The organism is Pseudomonas sp. DP-17, assembly GCF_022380625.1.
Classification (GTDB): Bacteria; Pseudomonadota; Gammaproteobacteria; order Pseudomonadales; family Pseudomonadaceae; genus Pseudomonas; species Pseudomonas nitroreducens_A.
Map to the genome: position 1 here is coordinate 287,204 of NZ_JAKSXG010000004.1, position 13,450 is coordinate 300,653.

Genomic DNA, 13,450 nt, shown 5'->3' on the forward strand with positions numbered 1-13,450 from the left:
GAGACTTGTCTCTATTTCAGGATTGAAGGCCCAGTGCTGCCATCTTCTTGTACAGCGTCGAGCGCCCCAGGCCCAGGCGCTGCGCGGCTGCATCGACGTTGCCGGCGTGCTCGGCCAGGGTGTTGGCGATCAGCTCGCGTTCGAAGGCGTCCCGCGCGGCGTAGAAGTCCTGTCCTTCGGCCAGCCTGGCAGCTGGTGCCGTCGAGGTGGCCGGCAACGGTTGCAGTTCGCCCAGCGCGGAGCGCAGCGCGGCGGCGTCGATCTGCGGGCGGTCGCCTAGCAGCACCGTGCGCTCCAGCAGGTTGCGCAGCTCGCGCACATTGCCCGGCCAGGCGTGCCGGGCGAGCAGGGCGAGGCCATCGGCGTTCAGTTCATAAAGCGTCTGGCGGTCGTCGCGCAGGCCGTCGAGGATGGCTTCGCACAGTGCCGGCAAATCCTCCAGGCGCTCGCGCAGCGGCGGAATCTCGATCGGCAGGACGTTGATGCGGTAGAACAGGTCGGCGCGGAAGCGCCCCTCGCGCACGGCGGCGTCGAGGTCGATGGAGGTGGCGGCGATCAGGCGGATGTCGCTGCGCAGCACCTCGTTGGAGCCCACCGGCTCGAATTCCTTTTCCTGTAGCACGCGCAGCAGCTTGCTCTGCAGGGTCAGCGGCATGTCGCCGATCTCGTCGAGGAACAGCGTGCCGCCCTGGGCGATCTGCAGCTTGCCGGCGCGGCCCTTGCGGTCGGCACCGGTGAAGGCGCCTGGCGCGGTGCCGAAGAATTCGGCCTCCAGCAGGGTTTCGGGAATAGCGGCGGCGTTGAGGCTGACGAAGGGTTTGTCCGCGCGCGGTGAGGAGGCGTGGATCGCGTGGGCGAGCAGCTCCTTGCCGGTGCCGGTCTCGCCCAGCAGCAGGATCGGCGCTTCGCTGGCGGCGCCCCGGCGCGCGCGGCGCTTCACTTCCAGGCTGGCGGCGCTGGTGCCGATGAAATGCCCGAAGCTGTATTTCGCCTGGCGCGCCTGCAGCAGCGAGCGGGTCGAGGCCAGCTCGGCCTGCATGCGCTGATAGCGGGTGAGCAGCGGCGACAGCGCACGCAACTCATCGAACAGGGCAAACCCGATGCCTCCGATGACCTCGCCCGCGTCGTCGCGGATCGGCACGCGCATGACCACCAGCGGGTCCTTGGTCATGTCGAGGATGTCCAGCAGCATCGGCCGGCCGCTGCTGACCACTTCGCGCATCAGGCTGCCGGGGATCACCTGTTCCACCGGGCGGCCGACGGCCTGCTCGGCGCTGTCCAGGCCGAAGCGCTGGGCGTAGCGCTGGTTGATCCAGACAATGCGCGCCTCGCGGTCGACGATCACCGTGCCTTCGCTGAACTGCTCGAAGATCTCGAACAGCGAGCGGATCGCCAGCTGGCGGACGCTGGGGTAATCGTTGAGGCTGTGGGTGTCGGTCATCGGCAGGCCGTGTGCGGGGAGGGCAGAGGGCGCACTGTACCGGGATGTGGCGGCAGGGTCAGCAGTGATGAATGGGTGGGAATTTCGTAGGAGCGGACTCCGTCCGCGATGACCTGTCGGCCGCTCCGCTCGACCAGGGAGTCGGGCCAACCCATCGCGGACGGAGTCCGCTCCAAAGCAGGGGTTAACGTCAGCGCTTGGACAGTTGCGCCTTGGCCACGCGAGAACCGTTGGGCTTGTCGAGCACCGAGCAGATGCGCTGGCCGGCGTCGATCAGCTTGTCCAAATCGATGCCGGTGTGGATGCCCAGGCCGTTGAGCAGGTAGAGCACGTCCTCGGTGGCGACGTTGCCGGTGGCGCCCTTGGCGTAGGGGCAGCCGCCGAGACCTGCGACCGAGCTGTCGAACACCGCGATGCCTTCCAGCAGGCTGGCGTAGATGTTCGCCGTGGCCTGGCCGTAGGTGTCATGGAAGTGCCCGGCCAGTTGCGCGCGCGGTACACGTTGGCCGACGACCTCGAACATATGCCGGGTGGCGCCGGCGGTGCCGACGCCAATGGTGTCGCCCAGCGAGACTTCGTAACAGCCCATGGCATGCAGTTCCGCGGCGACGGCAGCGACCTGCGCGGCGTCGACCTCGCCCTGGTAGGGGCAGCCGAGCACGCACGAGACGTAGCCGCGCACGCGCACGCCGTGCTGGCGCGCCGCTTCCATCACCGGGGCGAAGCGCTCCAGGCTCTCCTTGATCGAGCAGTTGATGTTCTTCTGCGAGAAGGCCTCGGAGGCGGCGGCGAACACCGCGACTTCCTTCACCTGGGATTCCAGCGCGGCCTCGAAGCCCTTCAGGTTCGGCGCCAGGGCGGCGTAGGTGACGCCGGCCTTCTGCTGGATGCCGGCGAACACTTCCGCCGAGCCGGCCATCTGCGGTACCCACTTGGGCGAGACGAAGCTGCCGACTTCGATGTAGGAGAGGCCGGCGGCGGTGAGGTCGTCCACCAGGCGTACCTTGTCGGCCACGGCGATGGGTTGCTTCTCGTTCTGCAGGCCGTCGCGCGGGCCGACTTCGACCAGGCGGACGGATTGGGGCAGGGTCATTTGCGGTCCTCGTAGTGTTCTGTCGAGGAGGGTGCGCAGTGCTTGGCACCCTCTCCCTAACCCTCTCCCTGAAGGGAGAGGGGATTGTTCGCAGCAGGATGAAACCTTGGCGTCAGCCGGCGCGGACTACTCCCTCTCCCGGAGGGCGAGGGTACCGTCCGCTGCAATCGCGTGGCGCTGGTGTCATTCGGGCAGCCAAGTAGGGCGCATAAAGCGGAACGCTTTATCCGCCGTTGCCAGGTGGCGGATAACGCTGGCGCGTTATGCGCCCTACAAAAGCCCGTGTCAGGCCGGCGCTTCTTCCAGCTCCACCAGCGCCGTACCTTCCGACACCAGCTCGCCTTCGCTGCAATACAGCGATTTCACCACGCCGGCGTGCGGCGCGCGAATGCTGTGTTCCATCTTCATGGCTTCGAGCACCACCAGCGCGGCGCCGGCTTCGACGCTCTGGCCGGGTTCGACCAGGATGCGCACGATGCTGCCGTTCATTGGCGCGCCCAGGCCGCCGTGGTGGGCGTGGGCCGCTTCGGCCTCGGCGATGGGGTCGAAACGCTGCACGCCGACCAGCTCGCCGTTCCATTCCAGATAGAGATTGTCGCCACGGCGGACCACCTGGTGGCGGCGGCGAATCTCGCCGTCCTTCACCTCCAGCCATTGCCCGTCGAGTTGGGCAATGCGCTGGCCGTCGGCATGGCGCAGGCGCACCACCTGGGATTCGCCCTTGGCCAGCAGGTGCAGGTCGGTTTCCCCCGGCAGGCCGCTGCGCCAGCCGCTCTGGGCGGACCAGGGCGAGTGGGCGTCATCGCCGCGCACGCGGGCGGTTTCGCTCTGCACCCAGGCTTCTGCGGCGAGCTGCCAGAAGCGCTCGGGCAGGACGGAGGGGGCGGGCAGCAGGGTGTCCTGGTAGCGGGCGATGAAACCGGTATCCAGCTCGCCTTCGGCGAAGGCCGGGTGGGCCAGCACGCGGCGCAGGAACGCGAGGTTGGTCTTGAAGCCGCCAACGGCGGTTTCGGCGAGCATCGACAGCAGGCGCTGGCGCGCTTCCTCGCGGTTCTCGCCCCAGGCGATCAGCTTGGCCAGCATCGGGTCGTAGAACGGCGAGATGTCGTCGCCCTCGCGGATGCCGCTGTCCACCCGGCGGCCGGGGCCGGCGGCGGGTTCGCGGTACAGCGCGAGGTGACCGCTGGCGGGCAGGAAGCCGCCCTCGGGGTCTTCGGCGTACAGGCGCACTTCGATGGCGTGGCCATTCAGCGGCACCTGTTCCTGGGTGATCGGCAGCGGTTCGCCACGGGCGACGCGGATCTGCCAGGCCACCAGGTCGAGGCCGGTGATGGCTTCGGTGACCGGGTGTTCCACCTGCAGGCGGGTGTTCATCTCCATGAAGAAGAACTGGCCGCTGCCTTCGTCGTAGAGGAACTCCACGGTGCCGGCGCCGACGTAGCCGATGGCCTGGGCGGCGCGCACGGCGGCTTCGCCCATGCCCTGGCGCAGTTCGACGGAGAGGCCCGGAGCCGGCGCTTCTTCCACCACTTTCTGGTGGCGGCGCTGGATCGAGCAGTCGCGTTCGTTGAGGTACAGGCAGTTGCCGTGTTTATCGGCGAAGACCTGGATTTCCACGTGGCGCGGTTTGGTCAGGTACTTCTCCACCAGCATGCGCGAATCGCCGAAACCGGACTGCGCCTCACGCTGGGCGGACTCCAGCGCCTCGGCCAGCTCGGCCTCGCGCTCCACCACTTTCATGCCCTTGCCGCCACCGCCGGCGGCGGCCTTGAGCAGCACCGGGTAGCCGATGCGCTGTGCTTCGCGCTGGAAGGTCGCGTAGTCCTGGGCTTCGCCGTGGTAGCCGGGCACTAGCGGCACGCCGGCGGTTTCCATCAGCGCCTTGGCGGCGGACTTGCTGCCCATGGCGTCGATGGCGCTGGCCGGCGGGCCGAGGAAGATCAGCCCGGCCTCTTCGCAGGCGCGAGCGAAGCCGGCGTTCTCCGAAAGGAAGCCGTAGCCGGGGTGAATGGCCTGGGCGCCGGCGGCTTTCGCGGCGGCAAGGACGGCGTCGGCGCGCAGGTAGCTTTCAGCGGGCTTGGCGCCGCCCAGGTCGATGGCGACGTCCGCCTCTTCGACGTGCCGGGCGTTGCGGTCGGTGGCGCTGTGCACGGCCACGGTGGTCAGGCCCAGGGCCTTGGCGGTGCGCATCACGCGGCAGGCGATTTCGCCGCGGTTGGCCACCAGCAGGGTATCGATCTTGCTCATCAGGCTTGCTCCTGCCAGGCCGGTTTGCGTTTTTCCAGGAAGGCGCGCAGGCCTTCCTGCCCCTCGGGGCTGATGCGGATGCGGGCGATGGCCGCTTCGGTGTAGCGGCGCAGCTCGGGTTTGAGTTCGCCCGCGCCGATTTCGTGGAACAGCGCCTTGCAGGCCACCAGGGCTGCCGGACTGTTGTTCAGCAGGTTGGCGATCCAGGCGTCGGCTTTCTCGTCCAGTTCGGCGGCTGGGTAGTGCTCGTCCACCAGGCCCAGCTCGCGGGCGCGCACGCCGCTGAAGCGCTCGGCGGTCATGGCGTAGCGGGTGGCGGCGCGCTGGCCGATGGCCTTGGCGACGAACGGGCCTATGGTGGCCGGGATCAGGCCGATGCGCACTTCGGACAGGCAGAACTGCGCGTCCTCGGCGGCCAGGGCCATGTCGCAGCAGGAGACCAGTCCGACGCCGCCGCCGAAGGCCGCGCCCTGCACGATGGCGAGGGTGGGCTTCTTCAGCTGGTGCAGGTTGTAGAGCAGTTCGGCGAGCTGCTGGGCGTCGCCCAGGTTGCCCTGGTAGTCCAGTTGCACGGATTCCTGCATCCAGGAAAGGTCCGCACCGCCGCAGAAGTGCTTGCCGCGCCCGCGCAGTACCAGCAGGCGCACGCGCTCGTCGCCAGCCACGATGTCCAATGCCTGGATCAGTTCAGCGATGGTCTGGGCGTTGAAGGCGTTGTTCTTGTCCGGGCGGTTCAGCCAGAGGCTGGCGACGCCGCGCGGGTCGATGTCGAGTTCTATGTTCTGGAAGTCGGTCATGGCGGCGGCCTTACATGCGGAAGACGCCGAAGCGGGTCGCTTCGATGGGGGCGTTGAGCGAGGCGGAGAGGGCGAGGCCGAGCACGTCGCGGGTCTGCGCGGGGTCTATGACGCCGTCGTCCCACAGGCGCGCGCTGGAATAGTAGGGATGCCCCTGGCGCTCGTACTGTTCGAGGATCGGCGCCTTGATCTTCGCCTCGTCCTCGGCGGACAGCGCGTGACCGGCGCGTTCGGCCTGCTCGCGCTTGACCTGGGCCAAGACGCCTGCGGCCTGCTCGCCGCCCATCACGCCGATTCGCGCGTTGGGCCACATCCACAGGAAGCGCGGGTCGTAGGCGCGGCCGCACATGCCGTAGTTACCGGCGCCGAAGCTGCCGCCGATGATCACGGTGAACTTCGGCACCTGGGCGCAGGCCACGGCGGTGACCAGCTTGGCGCCGTGCTTGGCGATGCCGCCGGCCTCGTATTTCTGGCCGACCATGAAGCCGGTGATGTTCTGCAGGAACACCAGCGGGATGCCACGCTGGCAGGCCAGTTCGATGAAGTGCGCGCCTTTCTGCGCGGCTTCGGCGAAGAGGATGCCGTTGTTGGCGAGGATGGCCACCGGGTAGCCGTGCAGGTGGGCGAAGCCGCACACCAGGGTGGTGCCGAACAGCGCCTTGAACTCGTCGAATTCGCTGCCATCCACCAGTCGGGCGATGATCTCGCGCACATCGAAGGGCTGCTTGCTGTCCACCGGGATCACGCCGTACAGCTCCTCGGCGGCGTACAGCGGCGCGCGCGGGGCGCGGGTGTTGAGCTGGCCCTGCTTGGTCCAGTTGAGGTTGGCGATGCAGCGGCGGGCGATGGCCAGTGCGTGCTCGTCATCCTCGGCGTAGTGGTCGGCCACGCCGGAGGTCTTGCAGTGCACGTCGGCGCCGCCCAGGTCCTCGGCGCTCACCACCTCGCCGGTGGCGGCCTTCACCAGCGGCGGGCCGGCGAGGAAGATGGTGGCCTGGTTGCGCACCATGATGGTCTCGTCGCTCATCGCCGGCACGTAGGCGCCGCCGGCAGTGCAGGAGCCCATCACCACGGCGATCTGCGGGATGCCCTGGGCGCTCATGTTGGCCTGGTTGAAGAAGATCCGGCCGAAGTGCTCGCGGTCGGGGAAGACCTCGTCCTGGCGCGGCAGGTTGGCGCCGCCGGAGTCCACCAGGTAGATGCAGGGCAGGCGGTTCTGCTGGGCGATGGTCTGGGCGCGCAAGTGCTTCTTCACAGTCAGCGGGTAGTAGCTGCCGCCTTTCACCGTGGCGTCGTTGCCGACGATCATGCATTCCACGCCTTCCACCCGGCCGATGCCGGCGACCACCCCGGCGGCGGCGACGTCTTCGCCATACACCTCATGGGCGGCGAGGGCGGAGACTTCGAGGAAGGGGGAGCCGGCGTCGAGCAGGCGGTTGATGCGCTCGCGCACCAGCAGCTTGCCGCGCGCGGTGTGCTTGGCCTGGGCGGCGGCGCCGCCGCCTTCGTGGACGCGGCCGAGGACGGCGCGCAGATCCTGGACGTTCTCCAGCATGGTTGCGGCGTTGGCGGCGTATTCCGGGGAACGGGTATTGAGTTGGGTGCCGAGGATGGTCATGGCGTCTCCACGTGCGAAGGGCAGGTAGGACGGGTGGAGCTTCGCTCTACCCATCCTACGAATCGGCGAGTTGGGCTTAACGGGTCTCGTTGAACAGCTCGCGGCCGATCAGCATGCGGCGGATTTCGCTGGTGCCGGCGCCGATCTCGTAGAGCTTGGCGTCGCGCAGCAGGCGGCCGGTGGGGAACTCGTTGATGTAGCCATTGCCGCCAAGAATCTGGATGGCGTCCAGGGCCATCTGGGTGGCGCGCTCGGCGGTGTAGAGGATCACCCCGGCGGCGTCCTTGCGGGTGGTCTCGCCGCGGTCGCAGGCCTGGGCCACCGCGTACAGGTACGCGCGGCTGGCGTTGAGCTGGGTGTACATGTCGGCGACCTTGCCCTGGATCAGCTGGAATTCGCCGATGCTCTGGCCGAACTGCTTGCGGTCGTGGATATAGGGGACGATCACGTCCATGCAGGCCTGCATGATGCCGATCGGGCCGCCGGCGAGGACCACGCGCTCGTAGTCCAGGCCGCTCATCAGCACCTTCACGCCGCCGTTGACGGCGCCCAGCACGTTCTCTTCCGGCACTTCCACGTCATCGAAGAACAGCTCGCAGGTGTTCGAGCCGCGCATGCCCAGCTTGTCGAACTTGCTGCCACGGCTGAAGCCTTTCCAGTCGCGCTCGACGATGAACGCGGTGATGCCGTGGGCGCCCTTTTCCGGCTCGGTCTTGGCGTAGATCACGTAGGTGTTGGCGTCCGGGCCGTTGGTGATCCAGGTCTTGCTGCCACTGAGCACGAAGCGGTCGCCGCGCTTCTCGGCGCGCAGCTTCATCGACACCACGTCGGAGCCGGCGTTGGGCTCGCTCATGGCCAGGGCGCCGATGTGCTCGCCGCTGATCAGCTTGGGCAGGTACTTGGCTTTCTGCTCGGCGTTGCCGTTGCGCTTGATCTGGTTGACGCACAGGTTGGAGTGCGCGCCGTAGGACAGGCCGACCGACGCCGAGCCACGGCTGATTTCCTCGATGGCGATGACGTGGGCCAGGTAACCCATGTTGGCGCCGCCGTATTCCTCCGCCACGGTGATGCCGAGCAGGCCCATGTCGCCGAACTTCTTCCACATGTCCATGGGGAACAGGTTGTCGGCGTCGATCTGCGCGGCGCGCGGGGCAAGTTCGCTGGCGACGAAGCCCTGCACCTGCTCGCGCAGCATGTCGATGGTTTCGCCGAGGCCGAAGTTGAGGGAGGGGTAGCTCATGGAATCACCTGTACTTGTATTTATATGCGGATGAGGGAGCGGCAGGGCGGCGAGGTCAGCTCGTGGCGCGCTGCTTGCGGGGTTTGTCGGTCTCGGCCATGGCCGCCAGGCAGCGTTCCTCGGCCGTGTCCAGTTCCAGTTTCATCTGCTCGATGTCGAGCAACTGTTGCTCAAGCTGTGCGCGGCGCGCGGTGATCTTGTCGAGGAAGGTCTGCAGCTGCCTGGTATTGCCGCTGCTGGGGTCGTAGAGGTCGATCAGCTCCTTGCACTCGGCCAGCGAGAAGCCGATGCGCTTGCCGCGCAGGATCAGCTTCAGGGCCACCAGGTCCTTGGCGCTGTAGATGCGCTCCTGGCCACGGCGCTCGGGGCTGAGCATGCCCTGTTCCTCGTAGAAGCGGATGGCGCGGGTGGTGACGTCCAGTTCGCGGGCCAGCTCGGAGATGGTGTAGGTCGTGGGCATGGGAATCTTCTTGCTCGGTCGTTTACCTTTACGTTAACGTAAACCTGCCTTGAGTCACTGTCAACACACCTCGATGGCGGCGCGGCAAGCGAGTGAGAAGGGGGGAGTGGCGCGGGAATTGCCTGCTGCTCCCTACTAGACTTTCCTACCGGGGGGCTTCCCCTTTACTGACGCCGTCTGCGGGTGTACACAGCCCTGACCAGCCTGCGAGTTCCGCGCCCGACCTCCCTGAAATGGGGCGCGGAACCTACCGGAGCGATGCATGACGACAAGAACAATAAGCAGTGATCTGCTGCGCGAAGCCCACCTGGCCCGTGAACGCCTGCAACAGGAAGGCGAAGTCCCCAGCGGCGTGCTCCGCGAGGAAATCGACGCTTCCTGGCGACGCAGCCTCGGCCATGGCCTGGACTGCGCCAGCGGCACCGAGCACGGCCTCGACACGCGGGTCAAACCCGATGTGCTGCTGGCCGGCAACCGCCTGCTGCTCGATGCCGCCACCCCCGAGCTCGACTACCTGCAACAGCGCCAGGGCCATGACGGGGTGATCATCCTGGCCAACGCCGACGCCACCATCCTCTGTGTCGAAGGCGCCCGCGAGCGCATGCAGAGCAAGGGCCTGGCCGACATCGTGCAGGGTGCGTGCTGGAGCGAAGCTGCCCGTGGCACCAACGCGCTGGGCACCGCGCTGGTGGAAAAGCGCGCCACGCAGATCGACTGCGGCGAACACTTCCTCGACCGCCTGAGCCGCTTCTCCTGCACCTCGGTACCCATCGAAGGGCCCCAGGGTACGCTGCTCGGTGTGCTCGACATGACCCGCGAAGGGCCGCTCTCCGGTCCGCGCGAAAGCCTTTCGCTGCTCAGCCTCGCGGTGTTCCAGATCGAGGCACGGCTGTTCGCCGTCAGCCATCCGGGGCAGGTGGTGATCGCCTTCCATTACCGTCGCCAGTACCTGGACTCCGCCTGGCAGGGCCTGCTGGCGCTGGGGCTGGACGGCAAGGTACTGGCCGTCAGCGGCCAGGCCTGTCAACTGCTCGGTGCCCACCGCGAAAGCCTGGTGGGCCGGCGCAGCGAAGACCTCCTCGGTCTGCGCGGCGAGCAACTGCTCGGCCGTCTCCACCAGGGCGGCGTTGGCAGCCTGCAGACGCCCAAGGGCGAGCTGTTCTACAAGACCCTCCAGGCGCCGCTGCGCAGCCACGCGGTGCCGGTCAGCGCCCGCGCGCCGCGTTCGTCCACCGGTCCCGGACTCGAAGCCCTGGCCGGCAGCCACCCGCGCTACGCTCGTGCCCTGCGCATGGCGCGCCAGGGGCTGGTGAACGAGCTGCCGGTGCTGCTGCTGGGTGAAACCGGCAGCGGCAAGGAAGTGGTGGCCCGCGCCCTGCACCAGGCCAGCGCGCGCAGCGACAAACCCTTTGTCGCGGTGAACTGCGCGGCGATTCCCGAAGGGCTTATCGAATCCGAACTGTTCGGCTACCGCGACGGCGCCTTCACCGGCTCGCGGCGCGGCGGCATGGTCGGCCGGCTGCAGCAGGCCCACGGCGGCACGCTGTTCCTCGACGAGATCGGCGACATGCCGCTGGCCCTCCAGGCGCGCCTGCTGCGCGTGCTGCAGGAGCGCAAGGTGGCGCCATTGGGGGCCGGCGAGGAGCAGGACATCGACGTCGCGCTGATCTGCGCCACCCACCGCGACCTCAAGCGCCTGGTGGAGGAAAAACACTTCCGCGAAGACCTCTACTACCGCGTCAACGGCATCAGCGTGAAGCTGCCGGCCCTGCGCGAGCGCGACGATCTTGCCGAACTTGCCAGCGGCCTGCTGGCCCGCCTGGGCGCGCCCAAGGTGAAGCTCTCCGCCGAACTGCTCGGCCTGCTGCGCGACTACCACTGGCCGGGCAACATCCGCCAGCTGGAGATGGTCCTGCGCACGGCGCTGGCCATGCGCGAGGAGGGCGAGGATGTGCTCGGGCTGGACCATCTGCCCGACAGCACCCTGGACGAACTCAGCACCGGTGAGCGCCCGCAGAGTGGCAGTATCCGCGAGAACGAACTGGAACTGATCCGCCAGGCGCTTGAGCGCCACCAGGGCAACGTCTCCGCCGCCGCCGACGCGCTGGGCATCAGCCGCGCCACGCTGTACCGCAAGCTCAAGCAACTCAAGGTGGGCTGATGTTCTTCACCCGCCTGATCGAGAGCGACGACCCCCAGGGGCTCAAGGCCTCGCTGCACTGGCTGTATGGCTTCGTGCGTCCGCACAAGGCGGCGATTGCCGGCCTGCTCGGGCTGTCGTTCTGCGCTTCCTTGCTGGTGCTGGCACAGCCCTGGCTGACCAAGACGCTGATCGACGACGGCCTGCTGGCGAAGGACTTCCCGGTGCTGGTGATGGTCGCTGGCGCGATGATCGTCGCCGGCCTCGTCGGCACGGCGTTGTCCGGTCTGAACCGCTACCTGCACACGCGCCTGTCCGGACGCATCCTGTTTTCCCTGCGCGACGCGCTGTACCGCCACCTGCAGACGCTTTCGCCAAGCTTCTTCGGCCGCCGCCGCATCGGCGACCTGATGTCCCGGCTGGACGGCGACGTCGCCGAGATCCAGCGCTTCGCCGTGGACTCGCTGTTCTCCGCCGTGTCCAGTGTGATCGGCCTGGTCGGCGCGCTGGTGCTGCTGCTCACCCTCTCATGGAAGCTCTCGTTGCTGGTGGCGCTGCTGATCCCGTTGGACGTGCTCTGGCTGCGCTGGATGCGGCGCAAGGTGGAGCGCGAGGCGCGCGGCCTGCGCGAGCGCTCGGCAGACCTCTCGTCCTTCTTCGTCGAGACGTTGCCGGCAATGAAATTCATCCAGTCCGCTGGCCAGCAGCACCGCGAAGCCGGGCGCCTGGAAGGACTGGGGCAGGGTTACCTGGGCCAGCTTCTGCGCCTGCAACTCACCGAATTCTTCACCCAGGCGGTGCCCGGCACGCTGATGTCGCTGTCCCGCGCCTGCGCCTTCCTGGTCGGCGGCTACTGGGTGGTGCAGGGGACCTGGCAACTGGGTTCTCTGATCGCCTTTTCCACCTACCTGGGCATGGCCATCGGGCCGGTGCAGAGCCTGCTGGGGCTCTACGTCGCGTTGCAGCGCATGACGGTCAGCCTCGGCCGGGTGATGGAATTGCGCGGCGAAGAAGCGACGATCGTCTCGCCTGTCGCGCCACGGCCGATGCCGACCATAGGCGAGCTGCGCCTGGAGAACCTGCACTACGCGTGGCCAGGCCGCGCGCAGCCGGTACTTCAGGCTGTGCAGGCGGTGATTCCCGCCGGCCTCAAGGTCGCGCTGAGCGGCCCGTCCGGCGTCGGCAAGAGCACCCTGATCGACCTGCTGCAACGTTTCTACGACCCCGACCAGGGGCGCATCCTGCTGGACGGCGTGGACCTGCGTGAGCTCGACGTGCACGCCCTGCGCCGGCGCGTGGCGGTGGTCAGCCAGGATATCGTGCTGTTCCGCGGCAGCCTGGCCGACAACCTGGCCTACAGCGCGCCCGAGTCGAGCCGCGAGGCCATCGACAAGGCCGCCCGCGTGGCGCAGCTGGACAGCCTGATCGCCAGCCTGCCCGAAGGCCTCGACAGCCCGCTGGGGGAGCGCGGCCAGCAGCTTTCCGGGGGGCAGAAGCAGCGTATCGCCATCGCCCGCGCGCTGTTGCAGGACCCGCTGATCCTGGTGCTGGACGAAGCCACCTCGCAGGTGGACGAAAGCACCGAGCGCGAGGTGATCGCGGCCATCGACCAGCTGTTCGCCGGGCGCACGCGCCTGCTGATCAGCCACCGTACTTCGACCCTGGCCGCTGCAGACCTGCACCTGGAATTGCAGGATGGGCAGATGCGTGTGCGCGAGGCTCAGCCGGTGCAGCGTCATGAGGCCTGAGCTGCGGGTTGGGGTGGTCGATAGTGGACATGCTGCGGAGCAGGCTGGCTCCGTCGTCGCCGGGCAACGTTTCCGTCTCGCCGATGATGGCCTGGACCGACTGCCATTGTCGGTTGATCGCCTCGGCCATGGCAGCGTCGTCTGCGAAGCGATTCTTTCCCAAGTGCCCGGTGCCCGTCTTTGCGTCGCCCAGGTCTTCGATGAGCGTGGCGTGACCAGCCCGCTGCAAATAGCTGCCGCGCTGCATTGGTTGGGCGAGCAGGGCGTACGGGTGATCAACCTGAGCCTGGGCGTGCGACAGGATCGCCCCATCCTGCGCGGGGCCGTGACGGAGCTGGTCGAAGCTGGCGTGCTGGTTTGTGCATCGAGCCCGGCGCGGGGCGAGCCGGTGTTTCCGGCGAGCTATCCCGGTGTGATCCGCGTGACGGGGGATGCGCGTTGCGGCGACGGCCAGTGGTCCTGGCTGGACAGCCCGCAGGCGGATTTCGGCGCGGCGGTGACCGTTGCTGGGCGCTCCGGTGCAAGCCTGGGCTGCGCGGCTTTCAGTGGCCATCTGGCGGCGCTGCTGGTCGAGCGGCCGGAGCTGTCGAATGTGCAGCTCGTCGAGTTGATGCGCGAGCGCGCGGCTTTTCGCGGGATCGAGCGGAAGGTGAGTTTGTGAGTGGT

At 67.9% G+C, this 13,450-nt stretch carries 10 protein-coding genes; 3 read left to right on the plus strand and 7 right to left on the minus strand.

The window, feature by feature from the left end; all coding sequences use genetic code 11:
* Positions 1 to 16 precede the first annotated feature (16 nt).
* The 7 genes from MJ122_RS10695 to MJ122_RS10725 all read right to left on the minus strand — a co-directional run bounded on the left by MJ122_RS10695 (position 17) and on the right by MJ122_RS10725 (position 8,896).
* Positions 17 to 1,441 (minus strand): sigma 54-interacting transcriptional regulator, encoded by a 1,425-nt coding sequence (locus MJ122_RS10695; RefSeq protein WP_088417373.1) that lies wholly within the window; start codon positions 1,439 to 1,441, stop codon positions 17 to 19.
* A gap of 190 nt (positions 1,442 to 1,631) precedes the next feature.
* Positions 1,632 to 2,534 carry a hydroxymethylglutaryl-CoA lyase gene (locus tag MJ122_RS10700; protein WP_239744137.1) on the minus strand — a complete coding sequence of 301 codons (903 nt, stop codon included), beginning with the start codon at positions 2,532 to 2,534 and terminating at the stop codon, positions 1,632 to 1,634.
* Between the two features lie 285 nt (positions 2,535 to 2,819).
* A complete protein-coding gene (locus MJ122_RS10705; RefSeq protein WP_239744138.1) occupies positions 2,820 to 4,781 on the minus strand; it encodes an acetyl/propionyl/methylcrotonyl-CoA carboxylase subunit alpha in 1,962 nt (653 codons plus the stop codon).
* Complete coding sequence (locus tag MJ122_RS10710) at positions 4,781 to 5,578, minus strand: gamma-carboxygeranoyl-CoA hydratase (protein WP_088417370.1); 798 nt, start codon at positions 5,576 to 5,578, stop codon at positions 4,781 to 4,783. Before MJ122_RS10710 ends, MJ122_RS10705 begins: the two co-directional genes overlap by 1 nt.
* Positions 5,579 to 5,588: 10 nt before the next feature.
* Complete coding sequence (locus tag MJ122_RS10715; protein ID WP_239744139.1) at positions 5,589 to 7,196, minus strand: carboxyl transferase domain-containing protein; 1,608 nt, start codon at positions 7,194 to 7,196, stop codon at positions 5,589 to 5,591.
* Positions 7,197 to 7,272: 76 nt separating this feature from the next.
* Positions 7,273 to 8,436 carry an isovaleryl-CoA dehydrogenase gene (locus MJ122_RS10720; protein WP_239744140.1) on the minus strand — a complete coding sequence of 388 codons (1,164 nt, stop codon included), beginning with the start codon at positions 8,434 to 8,436 and terminating at the stop codon, positions 7,273 to 7,275.
* Between the two features lie 55 nt (positions 8,437 to 8,491).
* On the minus strand, positions 8,492 to 8,896 hold the full coding sequence (locus tag MJ122_RS10725; RefSeq protein WP_024765595.1) for a MerR family DNA-binding transcriptional regulator: 405 nt from the start codon (positions 8,894 to 8,896) through the stop codon (positions 8,492 to 8,494).
* A gap of 262 nt (positions 8,897 to 9,158) precedes the next feature.
* Here MJ122_RS10725 and MJ122_RS10730 point away from each other — a divergent pair, with 262 nt between their 5' ends.
* From MJ122_RS10730 to MJ122_RS10740, 3 genes are read left to right on the plus strand one after another with little or no spacing between them, the layout of a single operon-like run.
* The gene (locus tag MJ122_RS10730) at positions 9,159 to 11,057 is read left to right on the plus strand and encodes a sigma-54-dependent Fis family transcriptional regulator (protein ID WP_239744141.1); all 1,899 of its coding nucleotides are present in this window, start codon (positions 9,159 to 9,161) and stop codon (positions 11,055 to 11,057) included.
* Positions 11,057 to 12,784, plus strand: a complete 1,728-nt coding sequence (locus MJ122_RS10735; RefSeq protein WP_239744142.1) for an ABC transporter ATP-binding protein — start codon at positions 11,057 to 11,059, stop codon at positions 12,782 to 12,784. The genes MJ122_RS10730 and MJ122_RS10735 overlap by 1 nt, the downstream gene beginning before the upstream one ends.
* Entirely contained in the window at positions 12,774 to 13,445 is a 672-nt protein-coding gene (locus MJ122_RS10740; RefSeq protein ID WP_239744143.1) for a S8 family serine peptidase, read from the plus strand. Before MJ122_RS10735 ends, MJ122_RS10740 begins: the two co-directional genes overlap by 11 nt.
* The last annotated feature ends 5 nt before the right edge of the window (positions 13,446 to 13,450 follow it).

What these genes read in the sequence shown, in the direction of transcription:
- MJ122_RS10695 (WP_088417373.1), bottom strand. Translation starts at nt 1,441, where the DNA reads ATGACCGACACCCACAGCCTCAACGATTACCCCAGCGTCCGCCAGCTG.
- MJ122_RS10700 (WP_239744137.1), bottom strand. Translation starts at nt 2,534, where the DNA reads ATGACCCTGCCCCAATCCGTCCGCCTGGTCGAAGTCGGCCCGCGCGAC.
- MJ122_RS10705 (WP_239744138.1), bottom strand. Translation starts at nt 4,781, where the DNA reads ATGAGCAAGATCGATACCCTGCTGGTGGCCAACCGCGGCGAAATCGCC.
- MJ122_RS10710 (WP_088417370.1), bottom strand. Translation starts at nt 5,578, where the DNA reads ATGACCGACTTCCAGAACATAGAACTCGACATCGACCCGCGCGGCGTC.
- MJ122_RS10715 (WP_239744139.1), bottom strand. Translation starts at nt 7,196, where the DNA reads ATGACCATCCTCGGCACCCAACTCAATACCCGTTCCCCGGAATACGCC.
- MJ122_RS10720 (WP_239744140.1), bottom strand. Translation starts at nt 8,436, where the DNA reads ATGAGCTACCCCTCCCTCAACTTCGGCCTCGGCGAAACCATCGACATG.
- MJ122_RS10725 (WP_024765595.1), bottom strand. Translation starts at nt 8,896, where the DNA reads ATGCCCACGACCTACACCATCTCCGAGCTGGCCCGCGAACTGGACGTC.
- MJ122_RS10730 (WP_239744141.1), top strand. Translation starts at nt 9,159, where the DNA reads ATGACGACAAGAACAATAAGCAGTGATCTGCTGCGCGAAGCCCACCTG.
- MJ122_RS10735 (WP_239744142.1), top strand. Translation starts at nt 11,057, where the DNA reads ATGTTCTTCACCCGCCTGATCGAGAGCGACGACCCCCAGGGGCTCAAG.
- MJ122_RS10740 (WP_239744143.1), top strand. Translation starts at nt 12,774, where the DNA reads ATGAGGCCTGAGCTGCGGGTTGGGGTGGTCGATAGTGGACATGCTGCG.